Source organism: Porphyrobacter sp. YT40, assembly GCF_006542605.1.
GTDB lineage: Bacteria > Pseudomonadota > Alphaproteobacteria > Sphingomonadales > Sphingomonadaceae > Erythrobacter.
On sequence record NZ_CP041222.1, the window covers coordinates 1,262,344 to 1,283,593 of the forward strand.

The window sequence follows — 21,250 nt, forward strand, 5'->3', positions numbered from 1 at the left end:
CATCGGGGCAAGCGTGTCGTGCTGCCGGCCATACGGAGGGACCATCTTGTGCAGCTGTTTAATGAGGGCAGCGACAAGGTCGCAATCCCCCGAGCCCGCGTCCTGTGAGCATTGTGGAGCATCCGCGGCGCGCCTTTGCACAAGGCGGGTGCAAGTGGTTCAATCTGTTGCTAAACAGGCGAAGCCATGCGCACCGATATCGATCATCTTTCAGCCCGAAAGCGACGCGAGCTTGAACGCGTGGTTAAGCTGATCTTCGAGGCGTTCGATGACGCCTGCGCGCTTTCCAACTACGGGGGGGACAACCCCGCGCGCATCCTCAAGATCATTCTGTGCGGCAGTCATGCGCGCGGTATCTGGGTCGATGAGCAGGACACGGCCGAGGGATACGGGCCGAATTTCGATCTGCTCATCATCGTCAACGACAAGCGGCTGACCGACCGTGTCAAATACTGGGAAAGGCTCGAGGATCGGCTGATGGGCGAATTCCGCGTAGCGAAGACCCTGAGGACACCTGTAAACTTCATCGTCCACACCTTGCAGGAGGCGAACGAAGGGCTCGCCCATGGGCACTCCATTTTCATGGCTGCGAAGCAGGAAGGCGTTGCGCTTTACCAGTCCGATGACACTGAGCTCCACTCGCCTGGGCCCATGACCCCGAACCAGTCGCTGGCCATGGCGGAAGAATGCTTTGACGATTGGTTCTTGACGGCAAGGCGCAAGCTCGTGCTCGCGCAGGATGCCATCTCACAGAACTTCAACAAGGAAGCTGCATTCCTGTTGCACCAGACCTGCGAGTGCTTGTACCGCTGCGTCCTGCTCGTATGGACCTTCGACACGCCGCCTGTGCATGACCTCGGCCTTCTGCGCAGGCACGCCGAGCGGAGCGATCCGCGCCTCGCCTGCGTGTGGCCGCACGACTTAATGAAGGACCGGGCCCGGTTCGAAAAGCTCGAAGATGCCTACGTCAAGGCTCACAATTCCGAGCATTATCATATCATAACCGAGGAGCTCGACTGGCTTTTTGTACGTGTGAAGGAACTTGGCCGGGTTGTACACGACGTATGTTCTGAGCGGATCGACCGGTTAAGGGTCACGTCCCGGGCAGCTTGCGACAAGGCATAGCGTTTCGCTCCCGTCGATCAAATCGAGGTGTTGACGTCAGTGGAGTACCTGAGGAAGCCTGATTGTCGCCCCTTGGTCATCAGCCGAACTGTCATGATGATTTCGGACGGCCAGTTCTAGAAGGTACAGCATGTGTGCGACCTGCGTGCACAGACCTTCCGGCATTTTTCCGGTGGCAGGGCCGGCTGCGTTCCTTATGGCAAGATCCAGGTCTCGCCGGATCCTGAAAATCGCCTCAGGGTCGAGCCCGCTCAAAAACTCTGCTGTCATCGCTACCGCGTCCGTCTTCATGTTGCGGGCACAATGTAGCCGGATTCTCTGCCGACAGACGCACAATCTGATCCGATCTGGAGGAGGAGCGAATGGCAGGGCAAGATTCCGTGAAGCGATGCGCGATCTACACACGCAAGAGCACAACCAATCGTCTCGACGCTGAGATGAACTCGCTCGCGATGCAGCGGGAAGTCTGCAGCGCCTACATAACGAGCCAGAAATACAAGTCGTGGGTCGAACTGCCCGGAAGATACGATGACGCAGGCCAGTCTGGCAGCGATCTCGACAGGCCAGGTCTTTCCGCATTGATGCACGACATTGAGGACGGGAAAATCGATGCGGTGGTCATTTACAAGGTTGACCGGCTGACGAGAAGCCTTGTCGACTTTGTGCGTCTGATTGACCTGTTTGAGAAAAGGAACATCACGCTCGTCTCCATATCCCAGGCTTTCGACACCTCCGACAGCATGGGTCGAATGGTACTGAACATTCTCCTGACCTTTTCACAGTTCGAGCGGGAGATGATCGCAGAGCGGGTTCGTGACAGCCTCCGCGCGCGCAAGCGGCACGGCAAGATACATGGAGGCAAGCCACCGTTTGGTTATCAGGTCGTCGCGGACGAGCTGGTGATCGATGACAACGAGGCAGCGATCGTCCGCTTCATTTTCTCGGAGTTTCTGCGGACGGAACGATATATCGCGGTCCAGCGAGCCGTGGAAACGCATGGCTTCCGGAGTTCTACCAAGCCTTTGAGGAAGGGGGGCACGAGAGGGGGTAAGCCTGTCTCGCCGACAATCGTTCACTCGGTCTTGCAGAACCCGGTCTACGTCGGCGAGATCCGGGGACACGATCGCAACTATCCCGGCAGGCATATGCCGATCATCTCAAGGGATACCTGGAATGCTGCGGAAAGACTGACCCGTGCGCGGCGGAAAGCCGGGCCTCACGCGAAGAATACCAGCCACTTCCTCGCGGGGCTCCTGCGTGATGGCCTCGGGCGGCCTATGTACATCGACGTTCAGCGCAAGGCTGGCAAGGTGTTCACCTTTTACGCGTCGGTTGATGCTCACTGGTCGAGAAGCCAGCACATCAAGGCGTACCGGTGCAACGCGACACGTTTCGACGAACTGGTTCTTGCCGCGTTGGGAGAGTTTCTGTGCGACCGGGCGCGCGTGAGACCGGCACTCAAATTGCTCGGTATACGCGGCGCTGAACTGGAGAAACTTTCGGAACTTGGAAAGTCGGCAGCAGGCCGGCTTGCCCGCACACCCACTGACAAGGTCGGGGACATCGTTCGGGCGCTGATTTGCGAGATCGAACTGGGTCTCGAGAACGTGGCGATAGCCGTTCGCGCGATCGAGCTGAGACGATTTCTGGAATGGGACGACCACTCGGCCTTTCATGCTCGGCCACGCGACTGGGCCCTGAGCGAGGCCAGGTATGAGTTTTCGATCGAAGTCCGGATCCCATCCGCCGAAAAGTGGCCTACCCTGCACATAAAGCCTCGCGCCGAGGACATTGATGGCAGACGCGACAGAAGTCTCATTTGTTTGATCCACGCGGCAAGGCAAGCGCAGCGGCTTGTCGACGAGCATCGCGAGCTGGGCGTGCCAGAGCTGGCAAAAAAACAGCGAATGCGCGCGTCGCAGTTCTCGCGGCTTATCAGGGTCAATTACCTTGCTCCGGATATCGTAACCGCAATCCTCGACGGAACGCAGCCGGAGAACCTGACGCGTCAGAAACTGCTTGCGACGAACATTCCGACCGACTGGGGTCTGCAACGCCGATTGCTGGGATTTGCTGTCCCGCGCCGCGACCCGTTACCGGGCAAGCACGACGGGATGTGGCCGCGAAAACCGTAGGCTGAAACGAACAGCGCTCGGGCTGGGATTGGCATTATATCCACTGGCCCCCGGTCACCCGCCAAGTTTCAGACATGTCTGGCTTTGAGAAAAAACCAGAACGGCTCACGTTTAAGGTGATGGCCAAACCCGTCCGCGCATGGCGTTTCCCCGTCATTCTGGAAACACCAAATTTGGTACCGCGTCGCTTGAGCGACCATCGGCGGGGTCGCTGGCCGAAGCCCGTAGAGCTACCGGAATGGATCATGACGCTTTGTTACCTCACAGGCCGTTATTTGATTCGCGCAGCGAGCCAAACCGCTCGATCCCGTGCGGGTCTATCTCGCTGAAACGGTCTTTTCAGATTCGTCTGAAAACCATCGCGCGTCTTCACGGGAGCCCCCCCTCTGTGTCCGTGGAGATGCCGTTGCACAAAGTGTCCGGGCGCGCATCTGGAACGGTCCCCAGGCGCGTCCGGAAACTCTGCCCCATTTCGCTTACCAGTTGCGCTTATCCGTCGATGCGCCTTTGGCTTTCGTGCGAAACCTGCTGGGGAATGACGCAAGGAGCACATCGGCTTGCCCGATCGGCTCGTGTGGCGACGCCTCGCTTTACGTCATGAGCGGTGCAGATCGTGGCCATGATTTTGCGCACGGCGATTCTTTCAGCCGCCACTACGCCGTCTCTCAGGGGGCGTGGACCTGATCCCGCACAGGCGCCACGGCCTCGCCGGTTTAACGGGTTCCATTTCCCACTCGAGCGACTTGTGGTTTGGTCACGGTGTTATGAGTGAGTGGATTGCATCGCAAACTATACGAGCGAAGTCCTTGCTCCCGCGGTTCGAATAGCCTTCGCCCTCCACTCGATGTCTCGTCCATGCGTACCGCCGGAGGATGGGAAATTCACGCCAAGGGTTCATTTCGCACCCAGCCCTTCAGGGCCATTTGCTGTGCCTGAAGCCAGACAGCTCTTGCCAGGAATCTGATCGCGCCGAAAGCGACGAGTGCCTGCGGAACGGAATTGGACTTTATGTCCTTGATCAGGCCTCGATATGGCTGATTGCTCGCAATCGGCAGGGTCGGCGCGGTGCGCATTTTCCTGCCTTTCAACAGCCCGATGCGTGGGAAGCCCTCAGTATCGCGTGTAAAGATGTCGATCACGATCCGGTTTGGCTCAAGTCAACCTGACGATCGAGCAGATCGCCCAAGCGTATGCTGCATTCATCCGTGTGTCCGAATTCGCGCAGGTGATGCTCCAGTGCGTCCGCGGCCAGATGGTTGACTTGGTTGACGAGGACACGAATCTGGACCTCACTCTCTTTCGGCAGCCTCGAAAATCCTTGCGACCTTGAGAAGGTTGCTTTCGCCCAGCTTGTGGATCGCCTGAAAGCGGTGGAACTCGACGGTCCGTACGCCGATGTTCAGCTCTTCCGCGATCTCCTTGTTGCGCTTCCCCGTACACGCCAGGCGGATGACTTGATTTTCGCGTTGTGTCAGATCGGCCAGCAGTTCACGTGCCTGCGCGGCAAATCGACTTTTCTCAACCGATGGCCGGCTGGCAAGCATTGCTGCCTTTATCTTGCGGACGATCGTCTCGAAGGTGCTCGGCTTTTCGATGAAGTCTGCCGCACCATTTTTTATTGCCTCGACAGCGAGCGGAACATCGCCGTGAGAGGTGAAGAAGATGACAGGGACATGCCGTCGCGCCGGCGGGATGCGCGCAAGGGTCGAAAGGCCGTCGAGACCGGGCATCCGGACATCGAGCAGGATGCAGTCGGGCTCCAAATATTCAAGCGCTTCGAGCAGGTCCGCGCCGCCCACGAAGGGGTGCACGCGATAGCCATGTTGCTCAAGCCCCCGGCTGACCGTTGTGCGCACATCGCGCTGGTCGTCCACGATGGCAATCAGGGGAGCTTCGCTTTCCGTTTTCGACATCGGTATTCGCTCCAAGGTCTGTTCAGAGGCTTTCAGCCTCGTGGCTTGCATGCAAAGGCACGCCGTTGACCCCCCGGAAAGAGCAAGCTAACACATTGAATATTTTAATGCACCCCTTTTGCCATCAATGCGGATAACGCGCTTCACGCGATCTGCAGTCGCTGTCGCAGTCGTCACGGTTAAAAGCGCGTTGCCGCCAATTGCAAAGGTCCACCGGCACGCCGTGAAAGAGTCTGGTCTGCCGGGCTGCGCTAATCATCCCAACATGCACCGCATATCCCTTGCGTGCATCTGGAAGGGGATGACAGATGATCGAGCGGAGACAGGAACCGCGAGCGAAATCCGTATTCAAGAGCGCCTATGTCAGGACCGAGGCCGGCATCCAGTTCGTGACCCTGCGCAATATTTCTGAATCCGGCGTTTGCATTGATGCCTTTCCGGGCGTCGCCGAAGGTCAGGAGATTGATTTCTGTTTCGACTCGAACGCGATGCATCGGGGCGTGGTGCGCTGGGTAGGCGATGGCTTGTGTGGCCTCAGCACCGACGGCAACGGGCAAGCGGAGGTGATCCACCTCATGTTCCCCCCGCGATCGGTCAGATTACCGCTCTCGGTCGGGGTGCAGCTCTATGTTGATGGCCAGCGCGAGCAGGCAATCCTGCACAACATTTCGATCCGCGGAGCCTGCATCAGCAGCCGGCGCACTCCGGCGCCCGGACAACTGGTTTCGCTCGGCATTTGCGGCGTTCACTTCGAGCTTGCGACTGTGCGCTGGGTGCGGGACAGTTTGTTCGGCATGCGCTTCACCCACCCCGTTCACCCCGTGGTTTTTCGCGACCTCGTGACCAAGATCCAGCAGACATCGGAGGCCGTGTTGGATGCTGAAGAGACTCTGAGATACGCTTACGGCTGAGCTCCTTTCACCCGGTCTGCACCGCACGCGCAGGCCGGGTGGTAAGTCCGACAAGGTGCGCCGGACGCCAGCTTCAAACTAGTTTTCGAGCAGTTCCGCAAGCGCCGCTGTCAGTTCTGCGGACCTGTACGGCTTCTTCAGAAGCTTGATGTGCTCGACCTCGTCGAGCCGGAGATGCTCGAATGCGGAGGCAGGGTAACCCGAGGTGAACAGCACCTTCATGCTTGGGCGGAGCTTCGTGGTTTTTTGGGCAAGCTCCTGGCCGTTCAATCCCCCGGGCATGATCACGTCGGTGAACAGCAGATCGAAATTCTGGCCATCCTGCAACAGGGACAAAGCCTCGATGCCATTCGCAGCGGACGTCACCTTGTAACCCATTTTCGTCAGCAGCTTGCAGACGTGATCTCGCAGCCGCTCCTGGTCCTCGACGAGCAGGATGCGCTTCCCGTTCCCCGGGTGAGCCGATCGGGTAACGAGATCTGGCATATATTGCTCCACGATCTCGGTATATCGCGGCAGATACAAGGCCACTGTCGTCCCCCGGTCAGGCTCGCTGTAGACGATCACGTGCCCGTTCGATTGCTTGGCGAAACCGTAGACTGTACTCAGCCCCAGCCCGGTGCCCTTGCCCACTTCCTTGGTTGTGAAGAAGGGCTCGAAAACCTTGGCCTTCACCTCGGGCGCCATGCCATGGCCGTTGTCGGTGACGGACAGCTCGACATATTCGCCCGGCTCGAGTTCGGCTGCGAAGGGATGCGTGTCCCCCGAGATGATCCGGTTCTCGCAGCCGATGATGATGTCGCCCCCATTAGGCATCGCATCGCGGGAATTGACGGCGAGATTGATGATTGCCTGTTCCAGCGCATTTGCATCGGCCTTCGCCTGCCAGATCCCGGGGGGCACCTTGCACCTCACCGTGATTGATTCCGGGATGCCGGCCCTCAGAAGCGCCACGACATTGGGGATCAGTCGCGCGATTTCGACCCGCTCGGACCGCAGGTGAGACTGGCGCGAGAAGGAAAGTAGCCGCTGGATCAGATCTGCAGCGCTCACGCAGGCCTGATTGATCAGGGCGGCGGATTCGGACTGATCCTCATCGAGCGCACTCATCTCGAGAAGCTCGGCATTGCCTTGAATGATCATGAGCTGGTTGTTGAAGTCATGGGCGATGCCGCCCGTCAGTTGCCCGACCGCTTCCAGCGCGCGCGCGCGGGTGAAACCCTCTTGCTGGCGAACTTCGAATGTCACGTTGCGCGCGTTGCCCAGCATGCGCTGGGCCCGGCCGTCAGAATTCCTCAAAATTGCTGCCTTTACCGCCAGATCGATCCTGGACCCGTCTGATCCGATCAGGCCATACTGGCACTCCCATTCTGTCGCATCCGACTTGATCGCTTCAAGGAATGACTTTTGTACCCTCACGGCCTCTTCCGGCTCGACATGATCATCGAAAAAGCGGTCCATCCTTACATCACTGTCAATTGCTATGCGCAGCTTGGTCGGCCAGTCCGGTGTGACCCAAATTGTGTCGGTATCGAAATCGCGATCCCACAATACGTCGCTGACAGTGTCGGCGATTATGCGGAAGCGTTCCTCGGATGCTTCCAGGGCCGTCATCGCATCGGTCAGCTGACCCACATCCGTCGCGGTGCCGATAATGCGACGCGCCTTGCCGGTCGGATCGCGAACAATAGAGGCCCTCACGGCTGCATGACCTCTTTTTCCATCCGCGCGGATGAACGAATAATCGACGGAATAGCGCTCCTTACCGGCCTCTATTGCCTCGAGCGTGACCCTACGCACCAGGTCATGGTCGGCCTTCACGGCGCTAATGCCTTCCAAGCCGTACAGACCGATATGACTGGGAGCGGGATAACCGTAGACCGTCTCGAAGGCCTCATTGGCCCAATATGCTCCGGTTTCGATATTCCAATCGAAGATAACGTCTAGCGTAGCCTGGGCAGCCAGTTCGAAGCGTTGTTTTTCCTCCAGCAACCGTGCGGCAGCCTCCGTCTCGTCGGTCACATCGCGGGCGATCCCCGTTATCCGCCGATCGCCCGCCACGTCACGAACATCAGCAATGACTTGCATGTACATCGCTCGCCCATCGTACCGATACACTTTGAGCGTGATCTCGTAGGGCAATCCATTGCGCACCGCTTGGTCGAACAGTTCCTCAAAAAGGGGAAGGTCACCTTTGTCGATGCGGCTGACAAAGACATCCACCGGCGCTGGGAAATTCTCTTTCGGGAAGCCGAGCATTGATATCAGCTCATCGGACCAATATTGGCGGTCCTCTCCAACCGAATAATCAAATACACCAATTTTTGCGATGCGCTGCGCATTCTTCAAAAATCCGGAAATCAATTCCAACTGATTATTTTTTTCATCAAAGGCCGACTTCAGATGGTTTGCTTCGAACTCTGCCCTCTTTTGAGCCGAGATGTCGCGCAATATGCCGATAAAATGGCGTAGCGTGCCATCCTGATGAAATTTAGGCTTGAAAGTCAGTTCATACCAGAACGTGTCACCGGTCTTCCGATAATTTTGGATTTCGGCCGAAAACTCACGACCGGAGTCTATCGCCTTTTCGATCGCCAAGAGGGTGTCGGGATCAGTGTGCGGGCCCTGCATGATGCTGAAAAGGACATTCGCGACATCCGGGCGATCAAACCCTGTGATGTCCAGAAAGGCCTGATTGCAGTATAAAATTTTGCGATCAGCGCCAAAAACGAGAACGCCTTGAGAGACCGCGTCAAGAATCTCGGCAAACTCGGCATTGTTCATTGGTGCTTTTCCTCCCGCCGCCCTGATGGAACGCCTACCGTACGAGCTCAGGATCATAACCTGAATTAGCATGGATGCGGCGAGTGCCGCACCAATCTTTTGGATTGCTGGCTTTGGTTTGAGTCTCCAAAAGGGCAAGCATTACGGTGGTTTCCTCAAGACATCACCACTCAGCTCGCCGAACGTGGGGGCGACATCCGGCGCGAAATGGTGCGGGACTTATGGAACCGGTCCGGCCCTTGTGTGCTCCGCGCCGCCGCCGCGTTTGAGGAATTCCAAAGCTGCTGAACTCAGTTGGCATGGTCTATTCAACATTGGCCGCCAGCAAGAGATCGAAACGTTGCCCCGTCAGATAGTGAGACCCTCGTCTGGGCTGGTTCCTTTGGCGGCGCCCCGACGCTGACAACGCGCGTGCGTCTGATCGAAGCTGCTATCAGTCAGGGCTGTCAACCGATGCCCCCGATGCACGTGTCGGCCTTCGGTTGGGCATGGGGTTCTGACGACAAAGGCGGTGCCGTGCTGTTGGCAGCCTTTCTCTGAAGCAGATGTTCGCAGTGGCTGCTTTGAACGATGGGGCTTGGGTCGGTTGTTGCCGAAGGCAGTTCGGACTGTCCCACTCTCCAGCGCCGAATGCCCGAATTGCGGCTTTGAGCCCGAGAGCCGACCAAAGGCATATAGCCAACCGTCCGATCACTCTGCTGGCAACGGGGCGACATATAGAACGGCCGGATTTGCTTGAGCATTTTGGCAAGCCGGCCCTTCGGCATCGCCGTGATTCTCCCAAAATTGCAGGCGCAATCTTTTCAGAAAATTAACCATAGTCCTGTAGCCAAGCTGGCAATCACGGAGGTTGCATTGGCCAGGATCCTCATTGCGGACGACGATGTCATCCTGACGGAGATGCTCCGCTTCAGGCTCGAGGGCGCGCGCCATGAGGTCATTACCGCGGCTGATGGGCTGGAAGCCCTGGACAAGGCCAAGGAGGGACGGCCCGACCTCATCATTCTCGACTCCATGATGCCGGTGATCGCCGGGCCCGAGGTCTTGGCACGCTTGAGAGCGGATCCCCAATCAGCGGCAACGCCGGTGGTCATGCTGACGGCGCGGAACGGAGAAAGCGATATCGTCGCGGCGCTCAGGGGCGGTGCGAACGAATATCTCACCAAGCCCTTCATCCCCCAGGAATTGATGGTACGCATCGAAAAGTTGCTGTTGTCCTCGTTGTGACGCGTTGGCTCACACACGCGGTGATCATGGCCGTTGCGGCCGCAGTAGCGTTACCGGCAGGTGCTCAAGTCGGCACCAGCGAGCGCGAGGCCGCGCAGGCAGCCTATGTGGCAGGCAACTTTGCCCGCGCCGAACAATTGCTCGGCGAGCTATTGGCAAAGAGCCCTCTGGACCCCGACTTGCTACGACGTCTGGCAGCGGTGCAGGCGGCCAAGGGCAATCTGGACATGGCCCAGGCGACCATCGACAAGGCGTATGATCTTGCCCCCACGGATACCGACATCCAGCTTGCCCGCGCGAACATCCTGTTCTGGCGCGGCCAGATCGCTGAAGCCACGCTTCAGGCCGATCAGATTGCCGAGCGAAACCCGGATTATCCTGGCTTGGACAGCTTACGGACATCGCTCCGCGAGGCTGTGGACGCCCGCAAGTTCAGATTTCGCTCTGCCGGGGCGGGCGTCTCGGTCTCGGACGCCCGCTTCGCGTCTGGTGCCGACCAGACGTGGTACGTGCAACGCGGATCCCTCTCCGCACAGTGGGGCGATAGGCGGTCGGCCTCGCTGGATGTCGAGCGCGAGGAGCGCCGCGTCACCGACACCCATATCGCGGGACGGGTCGACCTAGCGGAAGGAAACAACCGCTTTTTCGTTGCGGGCACGATCACGCCGAACCCCGATTTCCGGGAAACCTGGAGCTTTGGTGGCGGGGCAGAGATCGCGCTGGGCAGGCGCAGCACCGTGCTGATCGACGGCCGCTTTGCGGAATATACCGGCGACGATGTCACCGCATTTGGGGTCGGCCTGCGGCAAACCCTGTCCTCGCGCTTGGAGGTCTCTGCCCGATCGATCCACCTGCTGGGCGGCGGGGACGACTACCGGTTCGGCGCTGCGCTGCGGGCCGATTACAGCCACCCGCAGATCGGCGATATCTTCGCGATCCTCGCAAGCTACCCCGATGTCGAAAATGACGGCGCGCAGCAATTACGCTCCGTGGCGATCGGGGTGCGCCGCCCCCTGTCGGACCAGCTCTCGCTTGGTGTCACCGGCGAATACGAGTCGCGCGCTAACAGCTATGATCGCACTGCGATCTCGCTCGACCTTCGCTTGCGCATAGGAAAACGATCATGAGCGCTTTGCTGGTCTTCATCGTGTCGGCGGCGGCGGCGCTGGTGATGGTGATGCTGTTCGGAATCCTGCTGCTGCGCCGCTGGTATCAGGAACGCCGCCAACAAAGCGACCGGGCAAACCTCGCTGCGATCACCCGCAGCTACATGCGCAGGGTCGCGGGGCAAATCGACGAGGACGCTTCGGCGAAATGGAGCGACGATCTCAGGCTGGCGGCAGTCAGCCACATCCACCTGCTGCTGCGCGGCGGCGAGCGCCACCGGCTGATGCAGATGGCGGAACTTGACGGATTGCTGCGCGCGACCCTCGCGAGGTCGCGCAGCTGGCGCACCGCGCGGCGGATCGATGCGATCCGGCTGTTGCAGCAATTCGGCAGCGAGGCCTGTATTGCGCGGCTCCGGGAGATCTTCTCGCGTGACCGCAGCATGGCGGCCCGGCTGGAAGCGGCCTTTGCGCTGGCGGCGGTGTACGCCTTGCCGCCCCCGCGTGAGACGATCCGTCTGCTCGGTATCTTCGAACGAAAGGTCAACCGACTGGACCGGGCGCTTTTTCGCGCATCGGCCCCGGACTATCCGGAGCAGATGGCTCTGCTGCTCGACGATCCGATCTCGAACGAACACCGGGCGCTGATCATCGACGCTCTGGGCTGGTCCAGCGATGCGAATGCGCTCCCCTTGCTGGAAGCGGCGAGCCGCTCGGAATACCCTGAGATCCGCAGCGCGGCATTGCAGGCAGCGGCCCAGCTCGCCCTGCCTTCGGTCGAGCCGTGGGTGATGGAGCGCTTGCAGGACCCGGTCGACTTCGTGCGCCTGCAGGCGGCCAATTGCTGCGCGTCATTGGGGCTCAACGATGCGATTCCGGCATTGCACCTGCTGCTTGAGGATGAGTCGCTGTGGGTCCGATTGCGGGCTGAACATGCTCTTGAAGTGCTGCAATATCAGTGGCTCAATCTCGATGCGAAGGGACTTTTGGCATGACCTTGACCGAGCTTCAGATCGCCTCTGCCAATGCGATCCTGTTTCTGGCTTTCGGCTGCTTTCTGGTCGTCGCGGCACGCAACGGGATCAGCTTGTTGCAGCTCCTTCTCGCCACCTGGGTATTTGCCACCCGCACCAAGCCCGGCCGCAGCTCGATCGAGCTGTGGAGGCGCTATGGCGATCTGGCTCTCCCGGTTTCGGTGATCGCGCCTGCCTTCAACGAAGAGCTTTCGATTGTCGAAAGCGTAAAGTCGCTGCTTTCGCTTGAATATCCGCATCACGAGGTGATCGTCGTCAATGACGGATCGAAGGACGACACGCTAGGCGCCCTGATCCGCGGTTTCGACATGGAGCCGCACGAGCGGATGCAGATCGCGGCCCTGCAGAAGACCCAAATCCGCGGCACCTACCGCTCGCGGCGCTATCCGAACCTGTTCGTCGTCGACAAGGAAAACGGGCGCAAGGCCGATGCCGCCAATGCCGGGATCGGCTTTGCCCGTACGCCGCTGGTGTGCGTGATCGACGCGGACTCGATCATCGAAACCGACGGGCTGCTGCGCGCCGCCGAGCCTTTCATGCATGATGACGGACGTCTGGTGGCCGTCGGTGGCACGATCCGGATCGCCAATGGCTGCGAGATCGAGGGCGGAGCGCTGCGTCGGATCGGCGTGGACACCAAGCTTGTGCCGCGTTTCCAGATTGTCGAATATTTGCGTGCCTTTCTGTCCAGCCGCGTCGCCAACGCGCACACTGACACGCTGCTGCTTATCTCCGGTGCCTTCGGCATGTTTCGCCGCGATGTGTTGATCGAGATCGGCGGTTATCGCCACGACACGGTTGGCGAAGATCTCGAGCTGGTGGTGCGCATCCACCGCTACATGCGCGAACAGAAGCGCGAATACGCCATCAAGTTCGTGCCGGACATCGTCTGCTGGACCGAAGCGCCTGCCAATCTCGCCGGGCTCAAAGGCCAGCGTTCGCGGTGGCAGCAGGGCGCGCTGGAGACGCTCCAGCGGCATCGCCGGATGATCTTCAACCCGCGTTATGGCCGCATCGGAATGATCGCCATGCCGCAACTGATCCTTGAGGATGTGATCGGCCCGCCCGCCGAGGTGATCGGCTACCTCGTGATACCTGCAGCGATCGCGCTCGGCATTCTCGATCCGATGATGGCGCTCGCTTTCCTCGGCGTCACTGTGCTGTTCGGCACCGGACTGAGCCTCGGCAGCCTTGCGCTGGAGGAGGTGCAACTGCGCCGCACCCCGACCGCCCGCGATCTCTACCGCATCGGTGAGGCCGCTTTGCTCGAGAATTTCGGGTTCAGGCAGATGAACCTCATCTATCGCCTGCGCGGCATCCGCAGCTTCCTGCGCAGCGACACGAAGTGGGAAGCTGTGCCGCGGATCGGGTTCAACCAGCCCAGCTGAGCCGCCTGCACAGCCCGTCACAAGCATCAAGCAGCGCGGATCTGATCCACCGGAGCGGGCAGCAGCCGACGAAGGAACCAGTCATCTGGGACAGCGTCCTGACGGCGGGCTAGCGGAGCTGGCGTCGTCTCGGAGGCAGGATCAGGCTGCGAGCAGCGCCCTTGCGCGGACTAGCAGGTCCAGCTTGTCACCATCGGCGCCTTGCAGCTCCCGTTCCAGCCGCTGGCTTTCCTCGCCAAGCTGCGCCTGTCCGAAGAAGGCGGCGATGCCGGCAATCTGATGCAGTTCCGAGGCAAGCTTGGCGATCGTCGTGCCCTCAAGTCCGGGCTGCGCTAGCAATCCGTCGACGAGCTCCAGCGCGCGCTGCTTGCGTTCGCGGTAGAGCGCCTGAAGCCGCGGATCGGTCTCCAGCGCATCGCTTTCCTCGGCAGGGTCGATGCTCGCTTCGGTGCTTCCCCGTCTGGCCCATAAGCGCAGCACCCCCTGCAGATCGCGAAGCCGCAGCGGCTTTGTCAGATGCGCCTGCATCCCCGCATCGCGGCACGCATCGACGTCTTCCTGATAGGCATTGGCGGTCAGCGCAATGATCGGAAGCGTATCGGGCCCAATCCCGGCAGCGCGGATTTTCCGGGTTGCCTGCAAGCCATCGAGGTTGGGCATCTGCATGTCCATCAACACGATATCGAAAGCCTCGCCGGTGCCGTGGCGCTCGGCGATCATAGCAATGGCCTCGGCACCGTCTTCCGCGAGAGAGGCGGTGCATCCCGCTTTTCTCAGCATGGCCATGGTCAGCTGCTGGTTGATTTGGTTGTCTTCGGCAACCAACACACGCAGCGACAGGGCTGCGCCCGAGGGTGCATCCAGCGTTGTCGGCGCTTCAGTCCTCGGAGGCGCATCGCATTCAACGGATGGAAGTGTGAGAATGAAACGCGATCCGACGCCGACCTCGCTCTCCGCTCGCAACGAACCGCCGAGCAAGCCTGCCAGCTGGGAACAGATCGGCAAGCCAAGTCCGGTTCCGCCAAACCGGCGGGCAATGCTCGAGTCCGCCTGAGTGAACTTTTCGAACACGTTGTCGATCTGATCGGATGGAATTCCGATCCCAGTGTCAATGACCTCGATCGTCAGGTGCTGCGTCGACTTGCTGTGGGAGACATGGACGCAAACCGATCCCGTCTCGGTAAACTTCAGCGCATTGCCGACGAGGTTGAGCATGATCTGGCGCAGACGCAGCGGGTCAGAAACCACCCATTCGGGAACATCGTCCTCGACCGTCATCCGCAGCGCCAGCCCCTTGCGAACGGCGACCGGCTCCATGATCCTCAGGGCGCCTTGCAGCTTGTGACGTATGTCGGTCGGTTCGGACGCCAGGCTCATCTGACCGGCTTCGATCTTCGCGAAATCGAGCAAATCGTTGAGAAGGCGCATCATTGCCCGGCCTGATTCCGCGATCATTTCAAGATTCTGCCGCTGCTCCTCGTCAAGGTCGCCTGAAAGCGCAAGCTCGGTAAAGCCGATCACGCCGTTCATCGGCGTGCGGATTTCATGGCTCATGTTGGCAAGGAAGGTCGATTTGGCTTCGACCGCCGCTTCTGCCCTTTCCTTCGCTTCGAGCAACGCAGCCTCCAGCCGCTTCGTCTCATCGATGTTGCGCAGCGACGCGATGATATTCCGGGGCTCGCTGGTCTCCGGGTCGCGCACGAGGCCGCAATTGGCTTCGAGCCAGTGAAAGGTGCTGCGGCGGAGCAGGCTTTCGGAACGGAACGCGATACGTACCTGATCGCGCTGGCCCGCTGCCAACCCATCGAACTCGCTCTGAACGCGTTGCTGATCGTCGGCGTGAAAGCCGGTGATGAACTGCTGTCCAATCAGCAAACTGTGATCGATGCCGAAAATCTGCTCCGCGGACGGCGAGGCATAGGTGCACGTCCCGTCCAGATCCAGCCGAAGCACGGCGTCGGTGGCATTGTCCGCCAGCAGAGCGAGCTGGGCTTCGCGCTCGGCCAGCTGGTCCTGCGCCTGTTTGCGCGCGGTGATGTCGTGCAAAACCCCGACATAACCGGAGATATTGCCCGCTTCGTCGAACTCCGCTGCGTTGACCGTTTCGCACCAGAGATCCTCGCCGTCGCGATCGCGGAACCTGATGATACGGCGCCGGCCTTCACCGGGTTTGTGGAACCCGGTGAAGGCCGGATCGTCTTCGTATTCCTCGCCGGTCGCGAGGGCGGATTTCCATCCGTCACCCAACATGGCCTCGCGTTCGAGGCCGAAGCGCTTGAGCCACACTGAATTGACGTAGGTGATGTTGCCGCTCGAATCAGCCTGGAAGATCCCGACCGGCGCAGCTTCGGCCAGCTTGCGGAAGCGCGCTTCACTTTCCGCGAGCGCGTGGCTGCGGGCGATGCTCTCGGTGACGTCGGTTCCGGTTCCGATCGCGCCAACGAATGATCCGTCCGCGTCGAACTGGGCTTCCAACCCGATCGCAATCTGGAGTGTGCGGCCATCGACCGTACGCGTCTGGACAATATGCTTGTCCTTGCCGGCGCGGCCAGTTTCGATGGCGATCCGCTGCCGATTGAAGTCGAAGGCGGAATTGTCGAGCAGCCGCTCGAAGGGGGTTTCTCCGAGCAACTGGGCGCTCGAATAACCGGTCAGCTCCTGCCAGCGGCGATTGAGGTAGGTGAAACGCCAGTCCGCATCGACCCTGAAAACAAGGTCGCCGATGCCATCGAGGATCGTGTTGACGAAATCCCGGCTTTCCTTGAGCTCGGCCCGGATCTTGGCCCGATTGGCCAGCACCACGGCCACCGGAAGACCGACCGAAAGGCAAGAGGCAAGGAAGACCTGCAAGGCGATCACTTCCTCGCGCGGTCCGCCCCGGACGAGGGAGATCGGGCCGCTATCGAGTATGGTCGCAGCAGTGGCGGCGACGGCAATGATCGCAACGACAATGGTGGTTCCCAGTCGGCCCGTCTGGAACGCTGCGAAAATCACGACCGGAGCGGCCAGAAACAGGAATGGAAACGTGCTTTGGGCGAAGATCGCCGGAACGGCGATTGCCACTGCAACGAGTACCGCTGCCCACTTGCGGGCTGTCGCACCGTCCAAAGGTTGATCGGACCGGATCGTTTGTCTCACAATCAAGACCATCGACCCGAAGATCGGGATCGGCAGACAATGTGCTGCAAGCCATTGAACGACCGTCGTCGCAAAGTCCGCTCCGCTTACATTGGCGAACACGGTAGCAGCGACCACGGCAGGGCCAAACGGGATCAAGACGCTGATGCCAGCCAGCTTGGCGAAATCAAGCAGGGTATCGAACGTCTGACTGCGCAGCACGAACCGTTGCAAGACGTAAATGGCGAGCGTGATTTCCAGCAAATTTGCACTCGCGAGGCCGAACGCGACCTCCGCCGTGTCGCCAATGGCGAAATTGGACAGGACGTTGGCCAGAAAGCACACGGCCACCACTGTCATCTGATAAGCCGGCCGCCGCCCCAGCAATAAGCCGATGACCAGTGCGTTGCCGATCCAGAACGCCGCGATGCGACCTGTTTCGAGGGTCAGATTGACTCCGAGGTAACCGAGGATGGCGAAGATCGCCCCCACGACTGGCAAGCTGATGAAACCGCGAGCGCCCCGCATCAGGGGTGTGTGCAAAGGGGGGCCAATGGGCTTTTCCATTGCAGAGCAATCGCCCAAACATGGTTAAGAAATGATGTCTGCCGGCACTCGAAATCGGTGAGACTCCGGCGCGAAGCCGACACGGGGCCGCGATCACGCAACGCCAGTGCTTCCCAATGTGTCCTCTTTTGGACTTTGCGTGGGCTTGCGCTCACGTCTTTTTCAGGGGCGATCGTCTGACCCGGTACCTGGTCGAGCCTCACGGCAGGTTTTTGCCAGAACCGAGCGCTCTTGATGAAATTGGCAAATGACCGGGTCTGGGTCGGGAGCGGCCCGGCTAGCGGTACCATTCGACGTGATGATCCGAGGCCACCATTTCGGCCTTGGGCGAAGCTTTTCCAGCGTGTCACCGAACCGACCCTGATCAGAAATTGCCTCGACACAAACCCGGTCTACCCGCTGGCTGCGCCGCGACGGGCGGCCCGGACAAGGGGATTCTCGATGCTTAAGCACGCATGGCTGATGGGCGTTTCCGTACTTGCCTTCGATCCGCTCTCGGCGCAGGTCGCCCAGGATCGGGGAGGAACCGCGAACGAGCCGAACGGATCTGCCGAACCCGTAGATGCGGATGAGATCGTCGTCACCGGCTTCCGCAAGGGCGAAGTCGAGGCGGTGCGTGCCAAGCGGGAGAACTTCGTCGTCTCCGACGCGATCGTCTCCGACGACATCGGCCGCCTGCCCGATCAGAACACCGCCGCAGCGCTGCGCCGCATCCCTGGCATCTCGGTGCAGAACGACCAGAACGAGCCGCGCTTCCCCTCTATCCGTGGCCTGCCGCCGACCTACAACCGCACTCAGGTGAACGGTGCGATCGTGGCGACCGGCGACAACGGCGGCTCGCGCACCGTGCCGCTCGACACAGTGCCCGCCAACTTCGCGAAGCGACTCGAGGTGTTCAAGACCATCACGCCCGAAATGGACCCCAATGCGATCGGCGGGATCATCAATATCGTCACCCGCAGCGCCTTCGACAGCGAAGGGCCTTTCCTCAACGCGACCGCCGCCTTGACCGGGATCGAGCAGTCGAAGGACGTCGCCGACGAGCGGATCAGCTGGCGCGCCAATGCGCAGGCCGGCACGCGTTTCGGGCCCGAGGGGCAATTCGGCATCGTAGGCCAGCTCAATTACTCGGTGCGCAACTACGACATCACCCAGTTCGAGAACGCCACACCCTCTTTCCGGGAATACACAGCCGCCGGCGCGCCGGTCGATCTCGGCAGCCCCACCGGCAACGGCATACCGGTGCCGGTGCAGGAGCGACTGTTCCTCTACAATAACGTGCGCGAGCGGATCGGCGGTGCGCTGACGCTCGAATGGCAGGCGAGCCCGCGGCTCTACATGCGCCTGTTCGGCACCTACAACCGCTTCAAGGATAACGAAACGCGCGATGAAAACCGGCTGGAGCAGGTCGGCAACGTCACAAACCAGACCGCCACCACCGGCACCTTCAATAGCGCGCGCAACGTCATCAACCTGAACCTGCCGATCAACAGCCAGGAAATCTGGAACGTCCAGTACAATGCGCGGATCGAGGCGAGCGATGCGCTGCGCATCGATCTCGACGCGATCTATTCGGGGGCGCAGGGCAAGGAAATCGGGCGCGGTGAGACCTTCCGTTCGGCCTCGAGCGCGGCTTTCGCCTTCGACTACGACACCTCGGACTTCTTCTTCGAGTTCACTCCGCGCAACCCCACCAGCCTCGCCGACCCGGCGCTGCAGCCGTTCCTGAGCCGGACCGAGAGCCTCAACACCACCAATCAGGACATATACGAGGGCCGGCTCGCCTTCACCTACGACTGGGCGCTGGGCGGCACCGACATCGAACTCAAGGCGGGCGGGATCTTTCGCCGCACCGATCACGTGCGCAACCAAGACCAGACCACCTATACACTCGCGGCAGGATCGGGCGTGACCTATACGCTCGCCGACGCCTTCGTGCGCAAGCCGCTTTCGGTGATCGGCGGGAAGACCTTCGACCTCGCTATCGACCGCGATGCCGCGCTCGCCTTCTTCAACGCCAACCGCGGCGCCTTCACCGCGGCCACCAACAACGTCAACGGCGACTTCACTGTCACCGAGGACGTCTATGGCGGTTTCATCCAGGCCAAGTTGAGCCTGGGCGATGTCGAGGCGCTAGGCGGTGTGCGTTACGAGCGCACCGATGTCTCCTCGGGCTCGGTGCGAGTATCGGGGGGCGTGACGACGCCCTCGAACGTCGATGGCGGCTTCGACGATGTCCTGCCGAGCCTCCACCTGCGCTGGAACGCGGCCGAGAATGTCGTGCTGCGCGCCGCCTGGACCAACACCATCGGCCGCGCCAACTTCGGCGACGTGACCGCACGCGAAACGCTCAACATCGTCGCCGGAAACCTGCCGACCCTGGCGCGCGGCAATCCCGATCTCCAGCCGCGCAAGTCGATGGGGCTCGATGCCTCGGTGGAATATTACACCAACAACGATGGTCTCATCTCGGTCGGTATGTTCTACAAGGACATCAAGGACGAGATCTATTCGATCACCTCGATCGAGACGATCGACCTCGGGCTCGGCCGCGGGGCGGAGCAGGTCGAGGTGACCCAGCCGCAGAACGCCCAGTCGGCGACGATCTTCGGGATCGAGGCGGCGATCCAGCAATCGCTGACCTTTCTGCCCCAACCATTCGACGGGCTGGGGGTCAACCTCAATGCGACCTATGTCGACAGCGATCTCGAGGTGCTGACGACGGCCGGCCCGCGAAGCCTCGGCTTCTTTTTCCAGCCGCGCTGGGCGTGGAACGCGACTGCCTTCTACGTCAACGGTCCGGTGGAGGCGCGGGTCGCCTACAATTACACGGGCAACTTCCTCGAAACGATCAACCAGACGATCCCGGGCGCGGACCAGTTCTGGAAGTGGCGCGGCACGCTCGACGCACAGATCCGCGTCCGGGTTACGCCCAATGTCCACCTGTTCATCGAGGGCGAGAACCTCACCAACAGCCGCCGTATCGAGCTGACCGGGCCGAACCGCGATTTGCTGCAGGAATCCGCGCAGTTCGGGCGCGCCTTCAGCGTCGGCGCCTCGGTGGTGCTGTGAGGGCGCGGCTTGCGCTGGCGCTGCTGCTAGCGTTGACGGGCAGAGCGGCGGCGCAAGATGCGGCGCCTCCGCGCGAGGCTCCCGCCGCGCCCGCGCCGCTCACGCTCGCTGGAGCCGAGGAGCTGCGCCACTGGTCCGCCGCCGAAGCGCGGCAGGGGGTGGCGGTCGACGCGGAGCACTTCTACGCCGTGGTCAACAGCCGGATCGGCAAGTACCGCAAGGCCGATGGGGAGAAGGTCGGCGAATGGGTGGGAGACCGCATCGCGATCCGCCATATCAACAGCTGCGTGGTCGAGGGGGCGGAGCTGGTCTGCGCCAACAGCAACTATCCGGCGACGCCGATGGCAAGCTCGGTCGAATTCTTCGACACCGCCACCATGCAGCACCTGCGCTCGGTTCCGCTCGGGGTGCGCGACGGGTCGCTGACGGTAATCGAGCGCCACGAAAGCCGCTGGTGGGCGGTCTTCGCCAACTACGCTCCGCCGCACGGTTATCTCGGCCGCACCCACCGCGATACCCGGGTGGCGATCTTCGACGACGACTGGGCCGAGGTCGGCGGCTATGGCCTGCCAGACAGCCTGCTCGCGCGGCTTGCCCCGAGCAGCATCTCGGGCGGCAGCTTCGGCGAGGACGGGTTGCTCTATCTCACCGGCCACGACGCAGGCGAGATCTACGTGATGCGCCTCCCGCGCCAAGGCCCGCTGCTTGAACATGTCGCGACCATCCCCGCGCCGATCGAGGGGCAGGCCTGGGCCTGGGATCGCAGCGCGCCGCGCACGCTCTACGGCATCCGGCGCAAGGCGGGCGAAGTGGTCGTGCTGCGGATCCCCGTCGTTTTTGCAACCGCCGGGCCGGACTCGAAATAGTACAT

At 61.0% G+C, this 21,250-nt stretch carries 13 protein-coding genes; 9 read left to right on the forward strand and 4 right to left on the reverse strand.

Annotated features, from left to right (window positions below; all coding sequences use genetic code 11):
* Window positions 1-186 precede the first annotated feature (186 nt).
* The gene (locus E2E27_RS05940; RefSeq protein WP_141458096.1) at window positions 187-1,125 is read left to right on the forward strand and encodes a nucleotidyltransferase; all 939 of its coding nucleotides are present in this window, start codon (window positions 187-189) and stop codon (window positions 1,123-1,125) included.
* Window positions 1,126-1,487: 362 nt separating this feature from the next.
* Window positions 1,488-3,260 carry a recombinase family protein gene (locus E2E27_RS05945; protein WP_141458097.1) on the forward strand — a complete coding sequence of 591 codons (1,773 nt, stop codon included), beginning with the start codon at window positions 1,488-1,490 and terminating at the stop codon, window positions 3,258-3,260.
* An 881-nt stretch (window positions 3,261-4,141) separates the two neighbouring features.
* Here E2E27_RS05945 and E2E27_RS05950 read toward each other — a convergent pair.
* Together E2E27_RS05950 and E2E27_RS05955 are read right to left on the reverse strand one after the other, a co-directional pair.
* Window positions 4,142-4,399, reverse strand: coding sequence for a hypothetical protein (locus E2E27_RS05950; RefSeq protein WP_141458098.1), 258 nt, complete (start codon window positions 4,397-4,399; stop codon window positions 4,142-4,144).
* Window positions 4,400-4,549: 150 nt separating this feature from the next.
* Complete coding sequence (locus E2E27_RS05955; protein WP_141458099.1) at window positions 4,550-5,224, reverse strand: response regulator transcription factor; 675 nt, start codon at window positions 5,222-5,224, stop codon at window positions 4,550-4,552.
* Between the two features lie 257 nt (window positions 5,225-5,481).
* Between E2E27_RS05955 and E2E27_RS05960 the strand changes: the two genes are divergently transcribed.
* Complete coding sequence (locus E2E27_RS05960) at window positions 5,482-6,084, forward strand: PilZ domain-containing protein (RefSeq protein WP_141458100.1); 603 nt, start codon at window positions 5,482-5,484, stop codon at window positions 6,082-6,084.
* Window positions 6,085-6,162: 78 nt separating this feature from the next.
* On the opposite strand, the gene E2E27_RS05965 is transcribed toward E2E27_RS05960, so the two are convergent.
* Window positions 6,163-8,868, reverse strand: coding sequence for a PAS domain-containing hybrid sensor histidine kinase/response regulator (locus E2E27_RS05965; RefSeq protein ID WP_181443588.1), 2,706 nt, complete (start codon window positions 8,866-8,868; stop codon window positions 6,163-6,165).
* Between the two features lie 735 nt (window positions 8,869-9,603).
* Between E2E27_RS05965 and E2E27_RS05970 the strand changes: the two genes are divergently transcribed.
* From E2E27_RS05970 to E2E27_RS05985, 4 genes are read left to right on the forward strand one after another with little or no spacing between them, the layout of a single operon-like run.
* Complete coding sequence (locus E2E27_RS05970) at window positions 9,604-10,095, forward strand: response regulator transcription factor (RefSeq protein WP_234036209.1); 492 nt, start codon at window positions 9,604-9,606, stop codon at window positions 10,093-10,095.
* 26 nt (window positions 10,096-10,121) lie between these two features.
* Window positions 10,122-11,222 carry a tetratricopeptide repeat protein gene (locus tag E2E27_RS05975; RefSeq protein ID WP_234036297.1) on the forward strand — a complete coding sequence of 367 codons (1,101 nt, stop codon included), beginning with the start codon at window positions 10,122-10,124 and terminating at the stop codon, window positions 11,220-11,222.
* Window positions 11,219-12,196 carry a HEAT repeat domain-containing protein gene (locus E2E27_RS05980; protein ID WP_141458103.1) on the forward strand — a complete coding sequence of 326 codons (978 nt, stop codon included), beginning with the start codon at window positions 11,219-11,221 and terminating at the stop codon, window positions 12,194-12,196. Before E2E27_RS05975 ends, E2E27_RS05980 begins: the two co-directional genes overlap by 4 nt.
* Window positions 12,193-13,623: a glycosyltransferase gene (locus E2E27_RS05985; protein WP_141458105.1), complete on the forward strand. Its 1,431-nt coding sequence runs from the start codon at window positions 12,193-12,195 to the stop codon at window positions 13,621-13,623. The genes E2E27_RS05980 and E2E27_RS05985 overlap by 4 nt, the downstream gene beginning before the upstream one ends.
* A gap of 141 nt (window positions 13,624-13,764) precedes the next feature.
* Here the strand turns inward: E2E27_RS05985 and E2E27_RS05990 are convergent, their stop codons facing one another.
* A complete protein-coding gene (locus E2E27_RS05990) occupies window positions 13,765-17,307 on the reverse strand; it encodes a PAS domain S-box protein (RefSeq protein WP_141458107.1) in 3,543 nt (1,180 codons plus the stop codon).
* Between the two features lie 441 nt (window positions 17,308-17,748).
* On the opposite strand from E2E27_RS05990, the gene E2E27_RS05995 reads away from it, so the two are divergent.
* Together E2E27_RS05995 and E2E27_RS06000 are read left to right on the forward strand one after the other, a co-directional pair.
* Window positions 17,749-20,379 (forward strand): TonB-dependent receptor, encoded by a 2,631-nt coding sequence (locus E2E27_RS05995; protein ID WP_181443589.1) that lies wholly within the window; start codon window positions 17,749-17,751, stop codon window positions 20,377-20,379.
* Complete coding sequence (locus E2E27_RS06000; RefSeq protein ID WP_199799092.1) at window positions 20,376-21,245, forward strand: hypothetical protein; 870 nt, start codon at window positions 20,376-20,378, stop codon at window positions 21,243-21,245. Before E2E27_RS05995 ends, E2E27_RS06000 begins: the two co-directional genes overlap by 4 nt.
* The last annotated feature ends 5 nt before the right edge of the window (window positions 21,246-21,250 follow it).